Below are 19,451 nucleotides of genomic sequence, written 5' to 3' on the forward strand. Positions count from 1 at the left end.
CTGGAAAGGCTGGGCCATACTCCTCCGGCAGAAGCAGAAAAAGCTTATTATGCTTCCATCGGAAACGATGATCTGGCAGCCTGAGTTCACAGATAAAACACTCTCCAGGAAACCCGGGGCGGTTCATTGAGTCTTGAGTCTTGAGTCTTGACATATTAGTATCCTACGTTATTTTACCACTAGTTACTTTTCTTGTCATTAAAAAGCATTTAAATTTTTATATTTAATTTCGTTGACGTCAATGTTTTTTGCCAATGTACTTACTTCTTTATGTGAGCAGTTCATATTTTTGACGCCAACGAAACATTTAGTGCTTCCCTTCTATTAAGTCTAACCTAGCTTTTATTCTTTCTATTTCTCTGCGCTGCCATGCCGCCTCGATATAGAATAAGAGATCAGGTCTGACCCCCCATCTAGATCCTGCTGGCGTTATTTCAACGCGCTCAATGATGTCTTCCATTACCATCACTGGATTATCATCCTCATCAACAATGATGCTCCCGTCATTATCAGTCAGCGGCATTTCCCTTTGGCCAGTAATGACGTCATCATATACTGCGGGATAATCGTCATAGCAAAGAAAGGCATAGCGGCATGTTGTGCTTTCTTCTTCCATGAGTCCGTGAGAAATAAGAACATCACGAAGTTGCTGCGCGATTACACCATGATGTATCCTCGCCCCTTCTTCCCCCTTTATAGCGACAGCGTTCAGCCATTTATAAGCGATATACCTGACGTCACCCCAGGCATCCAGCAATGCTTCGTCAGGAGAGACCGGCTCTGTCTTTAATGTTCCGTCACTGGTAACCACAGGATTGGAGCCAAGATAAACTGTCGAGAACCTGTTTCCCGGACCACCAAGAGCATTTACATTATCAAGATAAGGTTTAACATCTCCGTTCTCAAAAAGATGTTCGAGTGCGTTATATACCGCGCGACGTGGAGTACTGCTTCCGGAACCATGCAACGTTATCATTGCACCATCTGCTGAAGACGTTGTTTCACCGCCGCTAACGATTAATCTCTGAGCGGTAACATCATCAGACGGTACTTTCTTCGCAATAATGGCGTAATTACCCTCAAGTTTGACTTCCGCGCGAACTTGTCCTGATGTACCTGCATGGACAGTCAGTGACTGGACGGCAACATCATCTGTGAAATCAACGGGTACAGGAACCGTCCTCACGCCTGACGTCGACATAAAAGTAGGAAGCGTTCTGTTAGGAGTGGCTCCGTAGACAAAATCCCTTGAAACAAATTCTTCCTGTTTAATTTTCACCCTGAAACAATACAAATCAGCCGGGTGACCATCGTGAACATAAGGATATTTTCTGTTGTTATCCCCTATGCTCCATGGGTTTAGAAAGTCTTCCCCACCGAAAATGTAGTACAGCCAGTTGTCTTTGATACAAACTGAACCAACACCAACCGCAGAGTTAACTATTCCGCCCTGATAAATCTGATCAGTAACATTAACCCACTCTACATTATCCAGACTCCACTCATTGACGTTAACTCTGGTCATAAATGTTCTTGGATAATTTCCTGCATAACGGTTATCAGGTTCTCCTCCTTCCCACTCACCAAATGCGCGCTCACTGCCAAAAATAATCAGCTCATCGCCAACTTTGGCAAAAGGAAGGTTTGAGTGATGAACATTATTTGGGAAGCGAAGAGAATTCCATGATGTACCTAAATCAGAGCTTCTGTGCAATGAACTACCGGGTTGAGTACTTAATGTCCCCCTGGTCGTCAGATACAGAATGCCATCATAATATTTTACACATGGCTCAGATGCATTCGCCTCATATTCTGCAGGTATGCGTCTGCGAACAAAGCTACCAGGAGAACCGAAAGCATCAGAGAAATAGAGTATCCCAAGCTCGCGTGGACCAATATCACCATTATGGTAGCCAACAGCAAAACTGTTATCGCTAATCGTCGCAAAACTGTGAATCTCAGTAACAGGAGTGCTTCCGTCAACAAAAGAAGGAATAGTTCCAAGACTGGTTTTTCTCCATGGTGACGAGTGAAATGATGTACCAAAACTCCAGTATCTACCCTCGTTATTCTGATCCACATCCTGGGTATTTTGCGTCGTAACTGTAAAAGTATTTTTATCAATAACAGTAGTCACCGTCATATTCCCGGTAACACCTGTAACACCAGAGTTTGAGAAGTTGACAAAATCACCAGCAAATAATCCGTGATCAGTAATGCGAATATAAGCGACTTGCTGATTTGCTGCTTTCGTTATACCACCATAAACGCGAAGGCTGCGACTCATTGGGCGATCCCACAACTCTGCAACCTGCAGTTTATTTCCGCTCACGGTCCGCGTCTCAATTACAGCAAAAAGGCGATTTCTGACAACCCCCATACTCATGCAGTGATAGTTAACTGTGGGATAGTTTTCATGTAAATCTGTAAGCCATTCCGGCGTTGTCCAGGTCTTCCCGTCATCTCCTGAGCGAACCCATGCAACATGGAGGTTATTTACACCATGGCGGTCTCCAGCCATAAAAGGCGCATAGATGACATTGTCATATACAAACGTTTTATCCTGCGTCCAGGCGTTGTACCACGGTGTATCTGTAATTTTAAATAACTCTCCCTGGATAAAATCTTCAGAAGCATAAAAAAGAGGCTGACCCGGTATTCTCTCAAATAAAAAACGAGCATTTTTAAATCGACTGACATCTGGAAGAGTTGATACTTTAAAAGTAAGCCCTCGCCCATCTATCTTTTCACCACCTGTTGCAACAGAAAGTAATTCTGATAGAGCTGATGTATCATCATGAACACCATCACCAATAGCCCCCCAACCTCTTACATCATAACTGTCTCTCCATCTTGCTATCTGAAGTTTTGGGTATTTATTCGCTCCATCTGGGTCTTCTAATTGCTGCCGTAACTGATCAGGATCATACTTCAGCACATTAGGAAAATAGAACTGCTGCGCACCATATGCATCATAAACAGCCATAGAATGGCCTTGCACAGTTACAAACTTGGCAATCTGTCCGTTATATACCGGATAACCAGCAGCGTTAATGATGATTGGTTGAGAAACAGGAACGTGAGAACCGTCTTCGTTCTCTACATAAACCTGAATCCGGTTTTCAGGATTTACCGGGTCAGTGTCAATTTTACCGATATAAATTTTGCCATTGGCTACGGCTTTAAAAGAACGAGCCATAGTGAATAGTTGCGAAGGCATCGATACGATCACATTGGCTGTAATGTCTGTCATTTAATTTGCTCCAGATACAATGAATCGCCGCAGCGTGGCCACGGTGAATTTTGGGCATAAAAAAACCCAGCCGAAGCTGGGTCGTTGCGTTGGTTATCTGTCAGTAGTTATGTACTGAAGGAGGTAATTCTTTATTCTTAAGTCTCATCCATGCGGAAAGATTCGTTGGTCCGTCTGGCTCATTAATATCAACATCTCGTGTGTGATTGATTAAAACGTCTCTCGCCATTCCGATAACATACGAGAATTCATGACCGTAGTCGTAGCATCTGCCGGAATAGTTCGATTGAATTTGTTTTAGCGCCGGATACAGTTCGCGGAATAATGCCTGTGAGCGGTTGGCATAATCCCATAACCATACAAGACTGTTTGCTTCTTTTGCAGAAAGCTCGTTGGTTTTCTTCTCTTGTTTGCCAATGAACTCACCTTCAAGTGGAACTCGAGCTGCAAGTGATAGTGCTTCGGTAAACTGCTCCTCACTGATTTCTTTGTACGAACATCCAAAATGGGATTTCAGTGACGACCACATGGTGATCATCGCCTTAGCCTGTTTTTCTTTTGGCAGAGACTGACCGCGACTCATGACGAGTTGTTTAATGGCTTCCTGCTGTTCAGTGGTGATTTTACCAGGCAACGCCTTTTTAGCTTTGCGTGGGTTAACTACATGGCCTTTAGTCCAGTACTCGTAGAGCACATCGTCACACTCTTCCTGATACTGGATTACCTTGTCGCGGATTTCAGGGCGGACTTTGTTAGGGCTGATGGTTTGCAGCCAGCCAGCAAGTTTGCGAAGTGCCAAACAAATAATCTCACGGCACTGTTCATCACCAGGAAGCTGCATTGTGATTTTCACAATGGAGGTTTTAAACCGTTGCTTTATTTTCGTAAACTGTGAAGCCCAATCCATACCCATACCTTCAACGATAGGTTTCATTGGGGTGTACGGCTCACCGTTGTGATTGACGACATAAAGCTCTTCGCCGTGGAATGGCACGTTGATAGTAGATACTGCTGTTGCTATACTTTTCATGTCAGTTTTTCCTCAAAATTTACTGGCGATTTAAGCCCGAGCTACTCGCAATAGCTTGGGCTTTACTCATTCTGGACAAACAATTCCATCCTTAGCTACTGACTCCTTTAGTCTCCTCAATACCTCATTACTGAACGACCGATCATCCTTTTTCGCGGACTGCTCCAAAGCCTTTTCCAGCCATTCTGGCATCCTTAATGTCTTAACTTTCATTTTTGCTCCTTTGTATGTGGTACGCATACATAGTATTTAGGTACGCATTGATAGTCAATAGATACCTACATATCCTGTGGTAAAAAATTATTCAGGATGCGCCGATGTCTGATCGTAAGTACAAAAACCCTCAAGTGAATCTGAGGCTTCCTGTAGAGATAAAGGAACGTCTTATTGAACTGGCTGAGGCTAATTCTCGTTCATTAAATGCTGAGATGGTCGCAGCACTTGAAGCATGGACCGAAAAAAACAAACACATTCAAGCACTAGATCTTGCAACTATAGCATCGCGACTGATAGAGCTTGAGCATGATGTTGAGAAGTTAAAATGTATGCATGGCAATGGTGAAAAATGAAACGTATCGCTATCCTATTGCTCCTGTGTCTCTCGAGCATAGCTAACGCAGAAACAAAATCAGACGATAGCAGTTTTGATGAAATACAAGGCCTCATGATAGCTTCGAAAATGGCTGGTATGTGTGGTGCAATCAAACAAATGGCAATATTCCAAGAATCTACAAACATGCCGGGTGGGAATGAATTCTTACAGAGATTCCTTACTACAGAGCAAGCAAGGCTTGGGATGACTCCGCAGCAATTTCTTGAAGCATGTCAGAAATCAATCTCTATTTATACCACCTATTACAATATGAGCTCTGAGAAAAAATAGACTATGATTTCAACAACTTCCGCGTCCCTGAGTAATTCTATTGCGGATTTGCTTCTTACGGTGGTTTAAGCTGGAGAGCTTGGCTTCTGCTTCTGATATTTGCGCATCAAGATCTTTAAGCTCAAGATCTGAAAGGCGCTGGTCAAGCAGGGTTTGGTTTAACTCAATGTTGTTCAGACGTTCTTCTATGGTCATAACTTTCATCCTATAACTATTTGGAATTAAAATGAAAAATATATTAATTGGTTTCGTTTTTGGTGCAGCCTGCGCCGCCAGCATTAGCGTCATAGCCGCTCAGATTGTTGGTGGTAACTCATATCTAATGGGCTATGACGTCATGATAAATGGTGAGGTTGTTTGCTCAGACCCTTATGTATGGACCTCGACAAAAGAAATAGAATGTGACTAATACCAGCCTGATGGCTGGTTAATTTCGTCATGCTCAAAACTAAGGAGGTTGGTGTGAAGAAAAAATTTGTAAACGTTGCAAAGTGCGCAATTTTTATATTTTTTATGACCTTTTACGGATTTAGTGCCGGAGAAGGTTTCGATCGTGATGCCAATGCATTCAGTTTCTTTTGTCTGTCTATAGTGGTCATAATTGTATGGGTGGAATTAAAGCAAACATTGTTTCATGTGCTAGGGAAATAACCATCCATGGCATTTAGTCACTGCTGTGTTGCCTCAGTGGCAAACAGCGGTCTGATGGCATTCGCAGCGTTATTTAGCGCTCTTTCATAGGCTGGTGTTCCTGCTTTGGTGTTTGCCAGACGTAAGAGCGCATTCCTGGCCATAGGGCTTTCATAAACCCTCGACATAAGGCCAATCCCTGTTTCCCCAGCCAATAGCGCGCCTCCGGTTTTTAGGTTACCAATAACCCTTACCAAAGGCGCGAGTGTCATGCCAGTCTTCGTCACAACATTAGCCTCAGATGCTCTTTTGGTAGCATCGAGAATAGATAACATCCCCTCTATCTCTTTTCCGTTCTTCCCACCAAATACAGTTTTAAACACCTGACCATTTGCTTGTTTTTGCAGCTTGCCAAGCTCGGTCATCATTTTCTGAGGGCTGTCACCTACCTTGTCAGCTATTTTGCTGATATATGCCGCCCTTAGCATGTCTTTACCTTTTTGATCGAGTTTCCCGTACAATCGAGCTATATCTGACCCATATTGTCCATACACAATGGTATTTACAGCCTCGGGAGTTAAATCTCCTTTGTTTAGAACGTTTTTAAGGCGCGTTTGAGTTGCATGTGTTGCCATTTTTGCATAATCAGCTTTTCCCGCTCTCCATGCTGAAGCATCTTTTGGGCTAAGTCCTTTCGCTATAGATTTACTAAGGCTATTGGTTAGCGAGTTGTAGACCCTGTCGACCATTGTTTGCGACATTGATGGCAGAACTGTACGATCGCCTTTTACGTCAATGCGGAACTGAGTTCTCAGCTTATCAAGTAACTCAAAGGCATCATCTCCATTTGTTATCTCCTGAATGGCATTCTTATAATCATTAAGCGCAGAAATGGTCTGGGTGTCAGAAACACCTTTAAGTTTCCCAAGTTCGTTTACTGCTCCGTCGATAGCTCTTATGGCGCCACTTGTATCAACTGGCTTTCCAACCATTCTTCCTGACAGGTTGTTTAGTTTTGACTTGGCTAACGATTTTTCCCTTGCAACGCCTGACTTTAGACTATCAACGACTACAGATGGATCGTAGTCGCCGTATTTTTCGGTGAAGCGATTAACAAGCTTGGTTCTAGCATCCTGCTGTGCGGCTCTCATTGGTCCAGTCCCAGCTATGACTCCTTCTGAGTAACCCTGCAGTTGATTGCCAAGTTTTGTTTTTGGAGGAACTACATCCGATGTCATAACTGGTACATCTGCCGCAGCGGCACGCTTGAGCAATTGCTGATCTGCTGGTGATATTTCGCCACGAACAGCAGTAATTCCACGCCCTATTCCCTTTGCTGCTGCGGAAAGAACCCCCTGAGCGGCAAGGTTAACTCCGGCATTTTTAGTTGCATTTTGTGCGAAATCGCCTTTCTGATTTGCGGCCTCTGCCAGTGATCCAATAGCCATGCTTCCTGCCGTTCCAACTCCTGGAACTAAATACCCGCCAATTGTTTCACCAGCTTGCGCGTAAGGGTCTGTCGGTCGATCGACTGGACGATAAACATCATCCAAAACCTTGGGGCCACCAAGCCCCTGGCTGATTGCATTAATCAGGCTTGCGCCGCCCTGTAATACGTCGAATGGTATGTTTACCAGACCACGACCAGCCTGCTCTGCAATTTGCCCTGCACTTTGACCACCTGTGAGCCAATCACCAGCTTGTTGCATCAATGATGGTTCTTCTTTCTGCTGCTGAGGCGGAGGGTATGCTGCATAAAACTGATCTCTTGCTTCAGCCCATTTGTCACCAGCCTTAGGGGCAACAACCTCATCAAAATATTGCGCTTGAGCCTGTGCTTTCTGTTCTTCAGTTAACGCCTGATACTGTGGAGAGGCGATAACATCTTTCCATGCTTTAGCCATTAATCACCCCATAGTGAAGAAAAGTTACTGCTGGCTGCTGGCTGTGATACCTGTGTAGGTTGAGATTGCTGCCGCTGAGATTTACCAACATTAACGTTATATTGTTGGTTGTAATTGTCGGTATATTGCTGAATGTCGCGCATTGATTGTTGCAGTGCTTCAGGGCTTGAGAAATCAACCTGTGGCATACCTTGAAAATACATCTTTGCTTCTGCAACGGTGTTGATACCGGATGCCCCCATGTCTCTGGCTGCTGCAATGCCCTGATTCTGCATCTTTCCTTGGATTCGCTGTGCAGCGTTGTATAGTTTCCTCTGATCACCACCAGATGCACGGCTACGAATATCTGCACCAAGAGCAGGAGAACCTGAAGAGCCTGTAATGCCAGTCATGAAGCCAAGATCGTCAATTGATGCACCAGAAATTGCATCAAGATCTTTCTTCATTGCGTAATTCTGCGCGCTTGCTGCCGATGTAGCCGGAGCGGCAATAGAGCCAGCAGGGACGCGAACCATATTCCCCTCGTTGTCGATACCTTCGTAGAACGCATTAGCCCCAGCGCCGTGAAGCTTCCCGCCTACCGTTACAGTTCTGCCATCTGCTAACTGAACTGTACGCTCATTATTCCCAACCGACCCTTTCATTGATGCTCTCTGCATCGATAAATCCTGACCGCGCATCGTGATATTCTGACCACGCGCTGTTAGCGCCTCGCCAGCCTGATTGCTGCGGATTGTCTCTGCCAGTCTGCCTCGGTCAATTTCACGACCAGCCATCTTGTCCTGAACAGCAAACGCCTTTTCTGGTCCAAGCGCACCGAGAGACATAGTAGTCAGCATGTGTGATAGCTGCTCTGGATTCTGGATACCTGTCTGAATCATCCAGTCAGCATTCGCACCCACGCGATTTAACCTGTCCTTGTTGTCAGTAATGAATTTACTGTAGGCTTCCGGTCCCTGAGAAAGAGCGACGTTAGCCCTCATGGCTAAATCGCCCATATCGTTGCGTTGCTGCTCATTAAGACCGGAAAACGCCTGTTGTGCCTGTGCAACAAACGCTGGATTTTCCTGGGCAAACTTAAATAGTCCAGATGGATCACCAGAAGCCCATGCATCAGCGTGAACCTTATTGAACGCATTAATCGCTTTCTGTTGCTGTTCCTGCTTATAAATATCAGCAACTCCAGCCAGACCACGTAACGCGGTCAGACCAACGTTATTTGCACCTGAGCGAGCCAGTTCATTGTTTTCGCGGATCAGACCAAGCGTTGCGTTAATGTCGCTTGCCTTTGGCGCATTCTCATTTTGCGTACCGATGCCAGCCAGAAAACCACCAGAATTAATACCCTGTTGCCACGTAGCCATTGATTACCCCTTAAAACAACGAGCCAAGCAGACCAAGACCAGCACCGATACCAGCACCCCACGGAGTTGATAGCTCGAGAGCACTGGCTATGCCACCACCCAAAAGCGCACCGGATGCAGCACCACTAACCCCCTGCTGCAATGCTGACGGTCGGTTGGCGTTTGCCGCAGCCAGCGCCGCGCTTTGCTGTGAAATCTGACTCATGTTGTTGGCATATGTTTGCCCGGCGTTTGCCTGCCCCTGAAGAGCGCCAAGACCGATATTTGCCAGGTTGTTGTAATTGTTCATTTGTCCAGATAGCCATTGCTGACCAAGCGTTGGTGCGATTGTTGCTAACTGATTACTGGTTGCGGTGGAACCCAATCCACCTGTTGCTTCCGCTGCCGCCAGACTCTGATAGCGAGCCTGACCTGCAAGGTCTTTGTACTGCTGAGAGTTGTAATACTGGTTAAGTGCCTGACCTTGCCCCTCCAGAGACGATAAGTTCTCGAGGCTGCCGACATACTTCTCAGCCAGAGGAGTAAACGGCTTCAGGTTGTTCATGATGGTGTTGAACTGCTGATTTTGCAGGTCTGCGGCATACTTCTGAGCTTCTGCTGCATACTTTGCGCTTTTATCAGAGCTACCACCTTTCCCGCCTTTTTCAGGGCACCAAGGTTCCTCGCCGCGCAGTTTTCTGCCCAGCTTAAATGCATATAACATGGCTATCTCCCGTGATTCAGGAAGTCGATTAGTTCTTCGCGTGTGGCGCTGTAAAAAGTCACGTCATCCACGCCTTTGAAGTATTTCTTGATGGTTCCTACACGCTTAAGGCCAATCATTGCGCAGTAAATCTGCCCGTGGCGGAATTTGCGTGCGGCGAACGATGTGACGCACTGAACGGTGGTGTTAGTCAGAATGTATCGCCAGAACGCCAGCCCGATTTCCTTGCTGAAGCCGCGAATCTCTGGCAGGTACATAGCGTGGCAATCGAATGTCAGCGGCTGAATCTCCTGATAGTAAACAATGCCGCCGAACTGCCCGTGCACGTTCACCTCAAAGTAACGGCAATCATGTTTGTAGTCGTATCCATCACCGTTGTTGCTTCCGGCAATAATGTCAGGGTGATTTCCGACTGCTTCGATCAGGTCGATGTTTCGCGTTGGTTTGAATGTAATCATCAGTCAATCAGCCCATGTAATCTAAGTGCCGTTTCAAGCGCCAGAATACGCTGCCGCGCCTGCTGCAAACCTGTAGCGAGAGCTGCGACTTCGGATTGTGTGTACGTAGCGCCGACTGTGTATGACTGGTTAGCGTTGAATGAGCCAAGAAGAGGTGTACCTGTGGCCGCTGTCCATCCGGTATTTCTTGCTCCAACAACCTGAATTCCATCAACTGAATATGATGTTTTTACATCCAGAGGTGATGCAAGAGACTGCGATTCGGTTACGGTTTTCGATACGTAATCACTCTTAATGTCAGATACATCGCTTTCTACGCCATCCAGTCTTTGGTCAACAGTGACCAGATGCGCCTGAATATCGATAACCTCATCCAGCAAGTAATCAACATCGCTACGCAGTACGACTATCTTCCCTTCGGCAGTTGTTAACCTGACCTCAAGTAGATTTATCGCTTTTGTGTTTGCGGTGATTCTTGCGTCGTGATCAGCCAGTTCTACGTCCTGTTCATCGTTTTTTACCTGGGCATCGTAAGCGCCCTGACCAGCCTGATTTGCCTTCCCAGCAATTGCACCGACATCAGCTCCCTGATTTATGACATACAGCAGGTAAGACTGGCTGAATATATTGCGTGGCAAAATTGAAGCATCAAGGCGCGTAGCCTGAACCGCGACAGGATTATTCAGTGATGAATCCGCCATTACTCAATCCTTATCTGGCAGCCAGACAGAGTGACAGGTGACTTAGTGATAACGCGCAATTTGAAGCCGACATTTTTCCTTATTCGCCCGACGCGCTTCCACAAAACGCGTTTGTCGTAAACGAACGGTTCATTCTGCTCAATCATCTGCTCACGACCGTAATTTATGCCGTCAGTGGTTGCAGAGAGGAACAGGCGGTCTGCGTACTGAGCTACGCCAGTTGAAGATTCAACCTCAAGGTCGAACACTCTTGCGTTATCCGCTTTGAACAGCGGAGTAAACAGCAGGTGTTCCTGTTGAAGGCTATACTGACTGCTGATATCGAACTGCAATTTCCCGGTCACGGACTCCAGCTTATCGCCGCACGTTATCTGATTGCCTTCGTAAATGAAGTCGATAGCGCGGTACACATCGTCATACAAGCCAGTTTTCAGCACACACCATTGCGGACCATTGGCACTTGAAGATGCGTCGTATACCAGGACATGGCGCGGAAGGTGGATAATCAGCAACTCATGCGCATCAAATCGCAGAGACTCCATCACGCCATCAGCCAGTTCATCAGCAGTGTAGGAGCGGAGTATTTTCTCAATGCTCGCGCTGGCGATTGGTGATACCTGACCGGAACCGATGATATACACAGACGGCGCACCAGTTGCCGGATTGCTGATGAACGCATACGAATCAGCAAACGGCGTTTTGCAGTAAGTCCCGGCGATGCCTTTTTGCACCATCAGTGATGGCTGTGCGACATACAAAGCAGCACCAACGGTGGTTGCGCCAGTCAGGGAGAAATATTCAATAGTCGATGAACCAAAGCAGACGATGAAGTCTCGCCATGTCCCGATACCGATGATGCCGTCCGGCTGAGACTCGGCACGATATTGTGCGCTGTAACGGTCAGGATGCGATTCGTCTTCAAGATCAGTGATAAACCATGAATCTGTACCGTCTTTTGACCACGCATAACGCCCACGTAAGCGTGTAATGTCGCGAACAGAACCTAACTCATACTGCGTGAATCCGCTGTCCGTAGGCCAGTTTGAGACGGTTTTAACCGTGCCATCATAGCGATACTCGACCAGTTTACCATTAACGCCTACAGCCTGAGATGTTCGACCATGCGCCATTGATACGCGACCACTTCCGGCAACATCACCAACCTCGCTTTCGCCTTTGTACAGCTTGCCACCACACACGCGATAAACAGCATTCTGCGCCATGTTGTACTCGACGCCACGCGATACGCCGTTCACATCAGAACGTTTGGAAATGCCCGGGAATGAGCGAAGATATCCGCTGCTGTTAAGGATTTCTTTTGGTGTAGCCAGCATATTCACTGGCAGATAGTCGATATAGTCGGCGTTTCGAAAGTCTTTGCCGATACCTTTCATAAGCGGAAGTTGCTGAATCGGCATTTATTCACCTCACGTACTCGGATCATCTTTCTCGATGTAAAACCGATTCCACGTAAACGCGCTTTTGTTACCACTACCGCGAGGCATATCATTTCGCCGCTCAAGTGGTGGTATTTTGGTTAAAGCGATACAGATTGTCTGATATGCACTGTCAGCAGCGGTCAGGAGAGCATCCGACGGCTGAATGACGTTATCCATGCACACTTGCACAGCGAGCTTCAAAGCGACGCCATCATTTGCCCATGCAGGGATACCTGAATCATCGTCAGGTAACGGCATGATGCCGTTTTCTGTATCAGCAAACTGATACCCAAGCTCGATACCTTTCGCCTGCCATGCTGCCATCATGTCTTCGAGGTCATTAATGGCATCTTCAATTGCCTGAGGGTCAGCATCTGTCAACGTGGCACTGGAATACAGCCCAGCTTTTCGTAAAGCCTTTAGAACGAGATCACCCTTCGTTTTCGCCATCTTCTTCCGCCTTAGCCACTTTTTGCTTCGTTGCGGTTTCTTCAGGAGTTTTTACCCAACCTTTTTTCAGGTGAGATTTAACTTCTTCGTCATCAACAATGATGTAATCGACAGCAAACTGACCGCAGGTGATCATGTTGCCAGGCTTATAGAGCATTGTTCGTGCCATTGTCTTCTCCCAATAAAAATGGGGCCGAAGCCCCACCAAAATTACTGCCCGGCAATAACGATGCCCGTATATTCAGGAACCAGTACAGAGCAACCGTACAGAGTGGTGAAACGCGCAGTGGTTACACCTTTGATGTGGTCGAAGGCGTAAGACATGATCAGCGTAGCGCCCTGCTCGGTGGTTGCTGTCATTACCTGTGGGCCCTGACCAGTCGGGAACGCCAGTTTGCCGTACATCAGCTCAACAGAACCATCAGCCCAGAACAGGTTAGCAGGTGCTGCGTTCTTGTTGAGAATGGTGATTGCTGCTGATGCTGCCGGCTTGGCATCGACGTTTGCATATGGACGACTCGCAACATCGGCATTTTCAACAGGGAGAATCTTTGGAGAGATTGTTACGGTAGTTTCGCTAACAGCCAGAACACGGAATACCTGCGGTTGCCCGGTGGTATCTTTTGTGATCTGGTGTACGGAATTCACACCGGCAATGGTGAACGCATCACCAACCTGCAAGCCAGATGCAGATACCGTAATAGTCCCCTGTCGGTTATCAACTGGCATACCATTTGAATCTTTCGCTTCAACCTTGTGTTCAGGTTGGCCTGATACTGTCAAGGATTCAGCGCTTCCTTTCGGTAATCGACCAGAAATATCGGTCTTGTAGCTATCAAAGGACGCAACCGGAGGGATCTGCGCTTTTTCGTATGCTGTCAGGGTTGCTCCCTGAGCATAGGCACGGTGACCAAGCTCGCCAGCAAGATCTTTGTAGTTGAAGGGGTTCCAGAAAGAGCGACGGTTGATACCCTGAGGTACACCAATCGCCGTCATGGTGGCATCAATATCTGCCGCACCATTCCACAAGGCAAGGCCCCGTGAGCCATTTTCTGAGGCAGGAATTGCGACCACGTTAGTAGCACGCTGCGTGACCATGGAAATCAGGTCAGAGTCAATCTGTGCAGCAAGGCGCATACCTGCGGCGCGACCAGCTTCAGTTTTATGTTCCGGGTCACGCATTTCACGCGCATCCAGAGTGTACAGAATGTTTTTCGGCTCCTTGAACACAGAAGGAACAAGGCGCTGAACCAGTGCTGTTGGCGTTTTGCCGCTGAGGTCTAGCCCTTCCTCAATGTTCATGTGGTAATGCTGCGGACGATACAGAACATCACCTGCTCGCTGCATTGCTGTATCACCGGGACGGAATTTTTTAGCGTTACGGGAAACTACGCAGGCGGCCTCAAAGCCTTCAACGTAGTTTTCGAACATGATTTCAAGGTCTTTTGCTAATTGGTTAGTCATGCTTAATGCTCCGATAGGTTATTTTTTTGCCTTTTTAGCGGCGAAATACGGCGTCCAGTCACCAGTTTCCAGCGCCTTGGCTTTCAGTTTGTCAAGGTTATTGATTACTGCGCCGTTGCTCCCCTTAACTGTCGGGGTTGTGGCTGCCGTGGTTTTTGCTTTTGGCATGATTCTGGCCTTCGATTCGATACGTTCCAGCAGACGACCAATTGCTACGGGGTTGGTAGCTTCTGCCAGTTGCTTGCGCAGTTCAGCGTTGCGACCGAGTGCCAGAACAACGATTTCCGGCTTCTCTGACTCAAACAGGATCGCGTTTTGTGTCTCGATGGGGATTTCCTCGAGTACGGCCTGCTCAGCTTCCTGATAGCCAGGAACTTTGAGAGCCTTAACACGTTGCTGATATTTGGATAATCGCTCTTGATAGGCAGCCTGAAGCTCCTGCTCCTTCTGCTTGCGAGCCATCTCCTGTTGCTGGTACTTGCCGTTATCCTCTGCCCACTTAGCCATGCGTTGCTGGTAGATTTCTTCATCGAAACCGATGTCCTCATCGTCCAGTTTTGGCATTCTCGGTGGTTGAGTGATTACCGGCTGCTGCTCGACGGGTTTCTGAGACTGACGCATCAGCTCTTTCAGCTCGCGGTCTTTCTCTTTAATCGTCTTGCGCAGGTGTTTTACCAGTCCATGCTCTGCGCTATCTTCGCTGGTTGGCGAATCCAGCTTTTCGTCACCAAAGTAGAATTCCTGTTCTGATTCGTCGTCATCAGTTTCAGTAGCTTCCTCTGCATCATTGCCGGAGGACTCACTGCCATCTTCTGTTTCGACTTCTTCAGCCAGTTCGACATCATCAGGAATCTGCTCTGACGCGTCGGTTTCGATTTCAACTTCTGGTGTGTTTTCTGCCATCTGGTCCATTTGTTACCCCTGTTTACTCGATGTTCAGCCCATCGGAAGGCAATAGGGTGCCAGGCCTCATAAAGACAGCCATTGCACGTTATGGGTTAATTACTGCTGTGGTTGTTGCTGAGTTGATTTTTGCAGGATGCTGCTGATGTCCATGCGCTGCGCATGGCCCTGAGCCTGACTTTTCAGGACAAGCTCTGCATCAGCACGGGCATTATCTCCTTGCTGTTGCTGGAACTGTCCGAGCAGTTTCAGAGCCTCGCGGATATCAGATTTCTGCTGGCTATCGGCAGATGCGAGGATTTTCACAACATTTGCCGCTGCAACCTGAGCATCCGTCTGTGCCTGGAATGCTTTAACCTGAATGGCTGCCTGCTCGTTCTGCGCTTTCTGCAATTCAGCCTGACCAGCAAGAAGCTGACCTTGCGCTGCAACCATAGCCGGATCTGGCTGACTGGCCTGTTGTTGTTTCGCCTGTTCAACCATCTGCTGTTCTTCAGGCGTTCTCGGCTTGATAACGCCAGACAGAAGCAACTGATTGCGGTTGTATTCTTTAAGGTCGTCCATCCCTTCGCCGTCCATATTGTCGAGAATCATCGACGATACAAGGTCGTGCTTCGGCGTTCCTGGTGGGATAAGTGCCAGCATGGAAAGTAACGACTTAACCGTTGCGTCACGGCGAGTAGCGAACGACTGACCGACATCGACAGTCACTTCATAGTTACCCTGCGAAAGGTCGTTAAGCGCGATAACCTGCCCTGTCTGACGGTCAACCACTTCACCAGTCATCAGCGCCACGTCATCGCTGCCGTCCTCATTAACGATACGCATAGGCGTATCACTGCCATAGACTTCACGCGCCATAGAAAGCCACACGACGCCAGCGCGGCGCATGGATTTAGCCATGTTGTCCATGTAGATATAGGACTGCGTGTCCATCCGGTTAAAGATGCTATCAACGGTATCGGTAGCGACGTTGCTCGGCATATTCTCAAGCTGCGACGCACCTGTAATTTGCTGAATAGCCGTTCCGGTGTACTGCAATAGCCCGGCAAGAGCAGGAGGCATTTGTGTCGGAGGTGTATAACTGCTGACCTGAGCCTGCGCAGTAATATCTCCGTTTTTGTTTTTCAGACTGACCATCGGCAGGAACGCCGGGCGCTTTTTGTTGCGTTCCGCCCAATGAGTGGCAAGAGGACCAGGAATCATGTCAACATCAACTACAGGAATGCCATCGCCGCCAGCCTGAGTGGCGTTATCTGCAATCATGGAAACCATCAGGTTCTCAAGACGCTGTGCATCCATCGCTTTTGCTGCGTGGCCTTCGATTCGCTCCTGATTATCAACAAATGATCGACGCCCATATACCGGGATGAGAGGAATATGTTCGCCCGGAATACGCTTCGGTTCTTCCAGCCATTCAGCGCCAGACAGAAGACCGCAATAAACTCTGCGTTTCTTCACTGTCCGCTCACCAATCAGTTCGAATGCGCCATCGGTCAGCTCGTCAACAATATCTTTGATTTGCTCTTCATCATAGATTGCCGTTTCTCCGCTGACAGGATTGCGCCACGCCGTGAGCTTCACCTTCTCTATGCGAACTTCGTAGTAGCGTCCAACATAGATGGCATCAGGTGTTGACCAGTCATATTGAGTACCAGTGTCATCACGAGGAAGACTTGCCGCGATGGAATCAGGGTATTCAGCCTCGAACGCTTTAGGCGTCATGGAGAACATTTCCATAGCCCACATAGCATCAGAGCGGTCATATTGCTTGCTGTCCTGATCGAAGAAGACGCATGTCGCCGGGTCGTAAACAGGAAGAAGACTGATGCGTCGCTGCTCGTTACTCGGATCCATTTCATCTTCGTAATCGGCACACATGCGGAAACAACCGAATCCACCCGTTACGGCATCATCAAATGCGTTATCACACGCTTCGCCACCGGATGTTTCCTGATAGTCAGCGCGGAATTTGCCGTTCATCTTTTCGGCTAACGCTTCCGATGCCTTATCGTCCTTCGGCCTGAATTTAACGCTTATGCGATTCTGTCGATACTCGCCAATGATGCGATCACATTCACGGGCAATCTTATTCAGTTCAAAGCGCGGATAATGCTCAAACCTGCCCTCATCAAACGAGTAACCAGCGTTTGTGCTGCCTTCCCACTGTGCGCCGGATACCCGGACGAAACGTTGAGCCTCAATAATCTGCTCACGCATATCCTGCGTTGCTGACCAGGCATTATCAAAGTTGCACAGCACCTTGCGATGCCAGTCAGTCATCTTTCTATCATCAGCCATCATCCAACTCCGCAAGGTATGTTGTAGCTTGAGTAATCAATCTCTTTAGGATCTTTGATGTCTCGCATCTGTATTGCAAAACGCCTCATCATGTAGCCATAGCGAACAGCAGAAAGGATGTCGTCATTTAGCTTGACGATCTTCCCGTTCTCATCGCGGTGATACAGGCGAAACTCTTCAAAGAATGGCTCGCAGGTGTTAAATACCTTGAAACGACCGTCGAGCATCATGTCGCGTATCTCTGCTATCCCGGGTTCGACCGCATTACCTCCATCAGGCCATGTTGCATGATCTGGCAACATGTCGAACCCAGCGTCGGCGTATTGTTCCTTGAGCTGAGCGCCGCCTCCCTTTTCGTGCTGATGCCCGTCATGAGGCCAAGCCGTAGGGGTGTTTTTGCTCCATGCTTTAACAGCACTCCATGCCTCTGTCGCCTTCTTCTGTTTGGCCTTCCAGACGCGAGAAAGATAAATCACGTCCTCGTCTTTATCCCACCAAAGCTGGATGTGTGCCTGTGGGTGATCCCATCCGAAGTCCATTGCATTGATGACGTAGAAGTGATCAGGACACTCGAACGGCTGACACTTAATCGTCTCTTCCGGTATCTGGAAGATTCGACCACTACCCATCGTAGGAATACCGCGAGCACGCGCCTCTCTCTCATGCTCAGGATAAGATGCGATGATTTGCTCTTTCTGTTCGTCTGTGTAGTGCTCAGCGTCGTAGATGGTCATGTTGACCACTTTCTGCGACTTGCTTGGATTCTTCAGGAACTTGGTAACAACGTCAGACATCCCCATCAGCGGGGTAAACGTCAGAATTGAGAATTGACCGTATTTGTTGGTACGGGTAAGCCCTTCGCCATAAATGCTGTATGGTGGCTCTTCGTCAAACCACACGCCGTGGATTGTGTCACCCTGCCAGCGAGCGCGGCCTTGCGAGTATGGCTTGAAGTAGCAGATTGAAATGCCATCTTCAACGCCATCAGCCGTGTGATGCTTAACCAGAAGGTGATCAACAAGGTTCGGAAAGAAAGGAGACTTCTTCCAGCTAATAATGTCCTCTTTCGGTATGGAACCGTAGCCAGGCTCATCATTCTCTTCGATACGACCGCACAGGATGCGTTGAGTCGTTTTGGTTACAGTCTCGTTTGTCTCGCCGCCAATCCAGAAGACAACAGGCTCATAGAAACGCTTACCTTTCCACTCCCCACCATATTTACCATCAGCAGGATAGCCTTTTGTTCCCGGATAACGCCCGGTAAGGTGAAACGCGACTTCAGCAGCACCAGTAAATGACTTACCAAGCTGGTTACCAGCCATAAAACATCGCTCTGGATAGTCATGCCCGGCGTCGATGAACTCACGCTGTTTGCTGTATGGCGTAAATTCATATAGCAGGTGTGTGTTCCGGTAGTTCTCTTCTTCTTCGAGTAGCTCGAGCAATTCGATTTGCTCTTCGTCGCTCAGGTTATCAAGAATCGCGTCCAGTTCCACGGTTGAATAGCTCCTTGATACGAGAGCGCCGCTTATCGCGATCTCCCTTATCAGGTGTCACGTCTTCAACTTGCGACTGCTCTTTGAGGCCCAAATCACGGGCGATGATGTTAGCGTTGAGAAGGTCAGCGGCTGCGCCAGAGAATTTCTGGTCGTAGATGACCTGCTCTGCTCGCGTAACGACTTCAGATAAATCTTCTCGCAGGCGATATGTGCGCCATGTTTCAAGCGTCACATCAATGAACAGAGTGAGGCCGGTAATGGTCATCGCTCGCATCTTGGCGATAGGCTCTTGTATCACTTCACCCTGATACGAGAACGCCTTCATCTCCCATAGCGGGTTAGCTTCTACCCACTCGAAGTATTCACAACAAGCAGCCCACAGCGCCTCAGGCGATTCGAATTTAGGGTTTCGCCCATGACTACTGCGGGCCTCCCAGAATCGGTTGCCCTTTGGTGCTGCCATATTCAT

The 19,451-nt window shown here is 47.9% G+C and carries 19 protein-coding genes; 2 read left to right on the forward strand and 17 right to left on the reverse strand.

Annotated features, from left to right (window positions below; translation table 11 throughout):
- Positions 1-307: 307 nt before the first annotated feature.
- The 3 genes from C4F37_RS23900 to C4F37_RS23910 form a co-directional block, all read right to left on the reverse strand.
- The gene (locus C4F37_RS23900; protein ID WP_106106718.1) at positions 308-3,253 is read right to left on the reverse strand and encodes a phage tailspike protein; all 2,946 of its coding nucleotides are present in this window, start codon (positions 3,251-3,253) and stop codon (positions 308-310) included.
- 100 nt (positions 3,254-3,353) lie between these two features.
- Positions 3,354-4,283 (reverse strand): phage antirepressor N-terminal domain-containing protein, encoded by a 930-nt coding sequence (locus C4F37_RS23905; RefSeq protein WP_101778259.1) that lies wholly within the window; start codon positions 4,281-4,283, stop codon positions 3,354-3,356.
- A 66-nt stretch (positions 4,284-4,349) separates the two neighbouring features.
- Positions 4,350-4,496 carry an Arc family DNA-binding protein gene (locus C4F37_RS23910; RefSeq protein WP_021528598.1) on the reverse strand — a complete coding sequence of 49 codons (147 nt, stop codon included), beginning with the start codon at positions 4,494-4,496 and terminating at the stop codon, positions 4,350-4,352.
- 104 nt (positions 4,497-4,600) lie between these two features.
- On the opposite strand from C4F37_RS23910, the gene C4F37_RS23915 reads away from it, so the two are divergent.
- Both C4F37_RS23915 and C4F37_RS23920 read left to right on the forward strand, forming a co-directional pair.
- A complete protein-coding gene (locus tag C4F37_RS23915; RefSeq protein ID WP_001283828.1) occupies positions 4,601-4,852 on the forward strand; it encodes an Arc family DNA-binding protein in 252 nt (83 codons plus the stop codon).
- The gene (locus tag C4F37_RS23920; RefSeq protein WP_000820796.1) at positions 4,849-5,166 is read left to right on the forward strand and encodes a hypothetical protein; all 318 of its coding nucleotides are present in this window, start codon (positions 4,849-4,851) and stop codon (positions 5,164-5,166) included. Before C4F37_RS23915 ends, C4F37_RS23920 begins: the two co-directional genes overlap by 4 nt.
- A gap of 9 nt (positions 5,167-5,175) precedes the next feature.
- Here C4F37_RS23920 and C4F37_RS23925 read toward each other — a convergent pair whose 3' ends face one another.
- The 14 genes from C4F37_RS23925 to C4F37_RS23995 form a co-directional block, all read right to left on the reverse strand.
- On the reverse strand, positions 5,176-5,454 hold the full coding sequence (locus C4F37_RS23925) for a hemolysin XhlA family protein (RefSeq protein WP_223195166.1): 279 nt from the start codon (positions 5,452-5,454) through the stop codon (positions 5,176-5,178).
- Between the two features lie 380 nt (positions 5,455-5,834).
- Positions 5,835-7,700 carry a hypothetical protein gene (locus C4F37_RS23935; protein WP_032191776.1) on the reverse strand — a complete coding sequence of 622 codons (1,866 nt, stop codon included), beginning with the start codon at positions 7,698-7,700 and terminating at the stop codon, positions 5,835-5,837.
- Positions 7,700-9,064 carry a DNA transfer protein gene (locus C4F37_RS23940; protein WP_106106719.1) on the reverse strand — a complete coding sequence of 455 codons (1,365 nt, stop codon included), beginning with the start codon at positions 9,062-9,064 and terminating at the stop codon, positions 7,700-7,702. Before C4F37_RS23940 ends, C4F37_RS23935 begins: the two co-directional genes overlap by 1 nt.
- A gap of 10 nt (positions 9,065-9,074) precedes the next feature.
- Positions 9,075-9,767, reverse strand: a complete 693-nt coding sequence (locus C4F37_RS23945) for a hypothetical protein (RefSeq protein WP_032191772.1) — start codon at positions 9,765-9,767, stop codon at positions 9,075-9,077.
- A 2-nt stretch (positions 9,768-9,769) separates the two neighbouring features.
- Positions 9,770-10,225, reverse strand: coding sequence for a DUF2824 family protein (locus tag C4F37_RS23950; protein WP_106106720.1), 456 nt, complete (start codon positions 10,223-10,225; stop codon positions 9,770-9,772).
- Complete coding sequence (locus tag C4F37_RS23955) at positions 10,225-10,926, reverse strand: phage tail protein (protein WP_106106721.1); 702 nt, start codon at positions 10,924-10,926, stop codon at positions 10,225-10,227. Before C4F37_RS23955 ends, C4F37_RS23950 begins: the two co-directional genes overlap by 1 nt.
- Entirely contained in the window at positions 10,926-12,344 is a 1,419-nt protein-coding gene (locus C4F37_RS23960; protein WP_106106722.1) for a packaged DNA stabilization protein gp10, read from the reverse strand. Before C4F37_RS23960 ends, C4F37_RS23955 begins: the two co-directional genes overlap by 1 nt.
- A gap of 9 nt (positions 12,345-12,353) precedes the next feature.
- A complete protein-coding gene (locus C4F37_RS23965; protein WP_085455293.1) occupies positions 12,354-12,815 on the reverse strand; it encodes a packaged DNA stabilization gp4 family protein in 462 nt (153 codons plus the stop codon).
- The gene (locus tag C4F37_RS23970) at positions 12,796-12,984 is read right to left on the reverse strand and encodes a hypothetical protein (protein ID WP_001389518.1); all 189 of its coding nucleotides are present in this window, start codon (positions 12,982-12,984) and stop codon (positions 12,796-12,798) included. The genes C4F37_RS23965 and C4F37_RS23970 overlap by 20 nt, the downstream gene beginning before the upstream one ends.
- Positions 12,985-13,025: 41 nt before the next feature.
- Positions 13,026-14,279, reverse strand: a complete 1,254-nt coding sequence (locus C4F37_RS23975; RefSeq protein ID WP_106106723.1) for a P22 phage major capsid protein family protein — start codon at positions 14,277-14,279, stop codon at positions 13,026-13,028.
- 18 nt (positions 14,280-14,297) lie between these two features.
- Positions 14,298-15,191 carry a phage scaffold protein gene (locus C4F37_RS23980; protein WP_021560734.1) on the reverse strand — a complete coding sequence of 298 codons (894 nt, stop codon included), beginning with the start codon at positions 15,189-15,191 and terminating at the stop codon, positions 14,298-14,300.
- A gap of 90 nt (positions 15,192-15,281) precedes the next feature.
- Complete coding sequence (locus tag C4F37_RS23985) at positions 15,282-17,483, reverse strand: portal protein (protein WP_106106724.1); 2,202 nt, start codon at positions 17,481-17,483, stop codon at positions 15,282-15,284.
- A complete protein-coding gene (locus tag C4F37_RS23990) occupies positions 17,483-18,979 on the reverse strand; it encodes a terminase large subunit domain-containing protein (protein ID WP_001549451.1) in 1,497 nt (498 codons plus the stop codon). Before C4F37_RS23990 ends, C4F37_RS23985 begins: the two co-directional genes overlap by 1 nt.
- Positions 18,957-19,445: a DNA-packaging protein gene (locus tag C4F37_RS23995; protein ID WP_000729922.1), complete on the reverse strand. Its 489-nt coding sequence runs from the start codon at positions 19,443-19,445 to the stop codon at positions 18,957-18,959. Before C4F37_RS23995 ends, C4F37_RS23990 begins: the two co-directional genes overlap by 23 nt.
- Positions 19,446-19,451: the final 6 nt, after the last annotated feature.

It is taken from the genome of Escherichia sp. R1, assembly GCF_003000935.1.
Taxonomy (GTDB): Bacteria; Pseudomonadota; Gammaproteobacteria; order Enterobacterales; family Enterobacteriaceae; genus Escherichia; species Escherichia coli.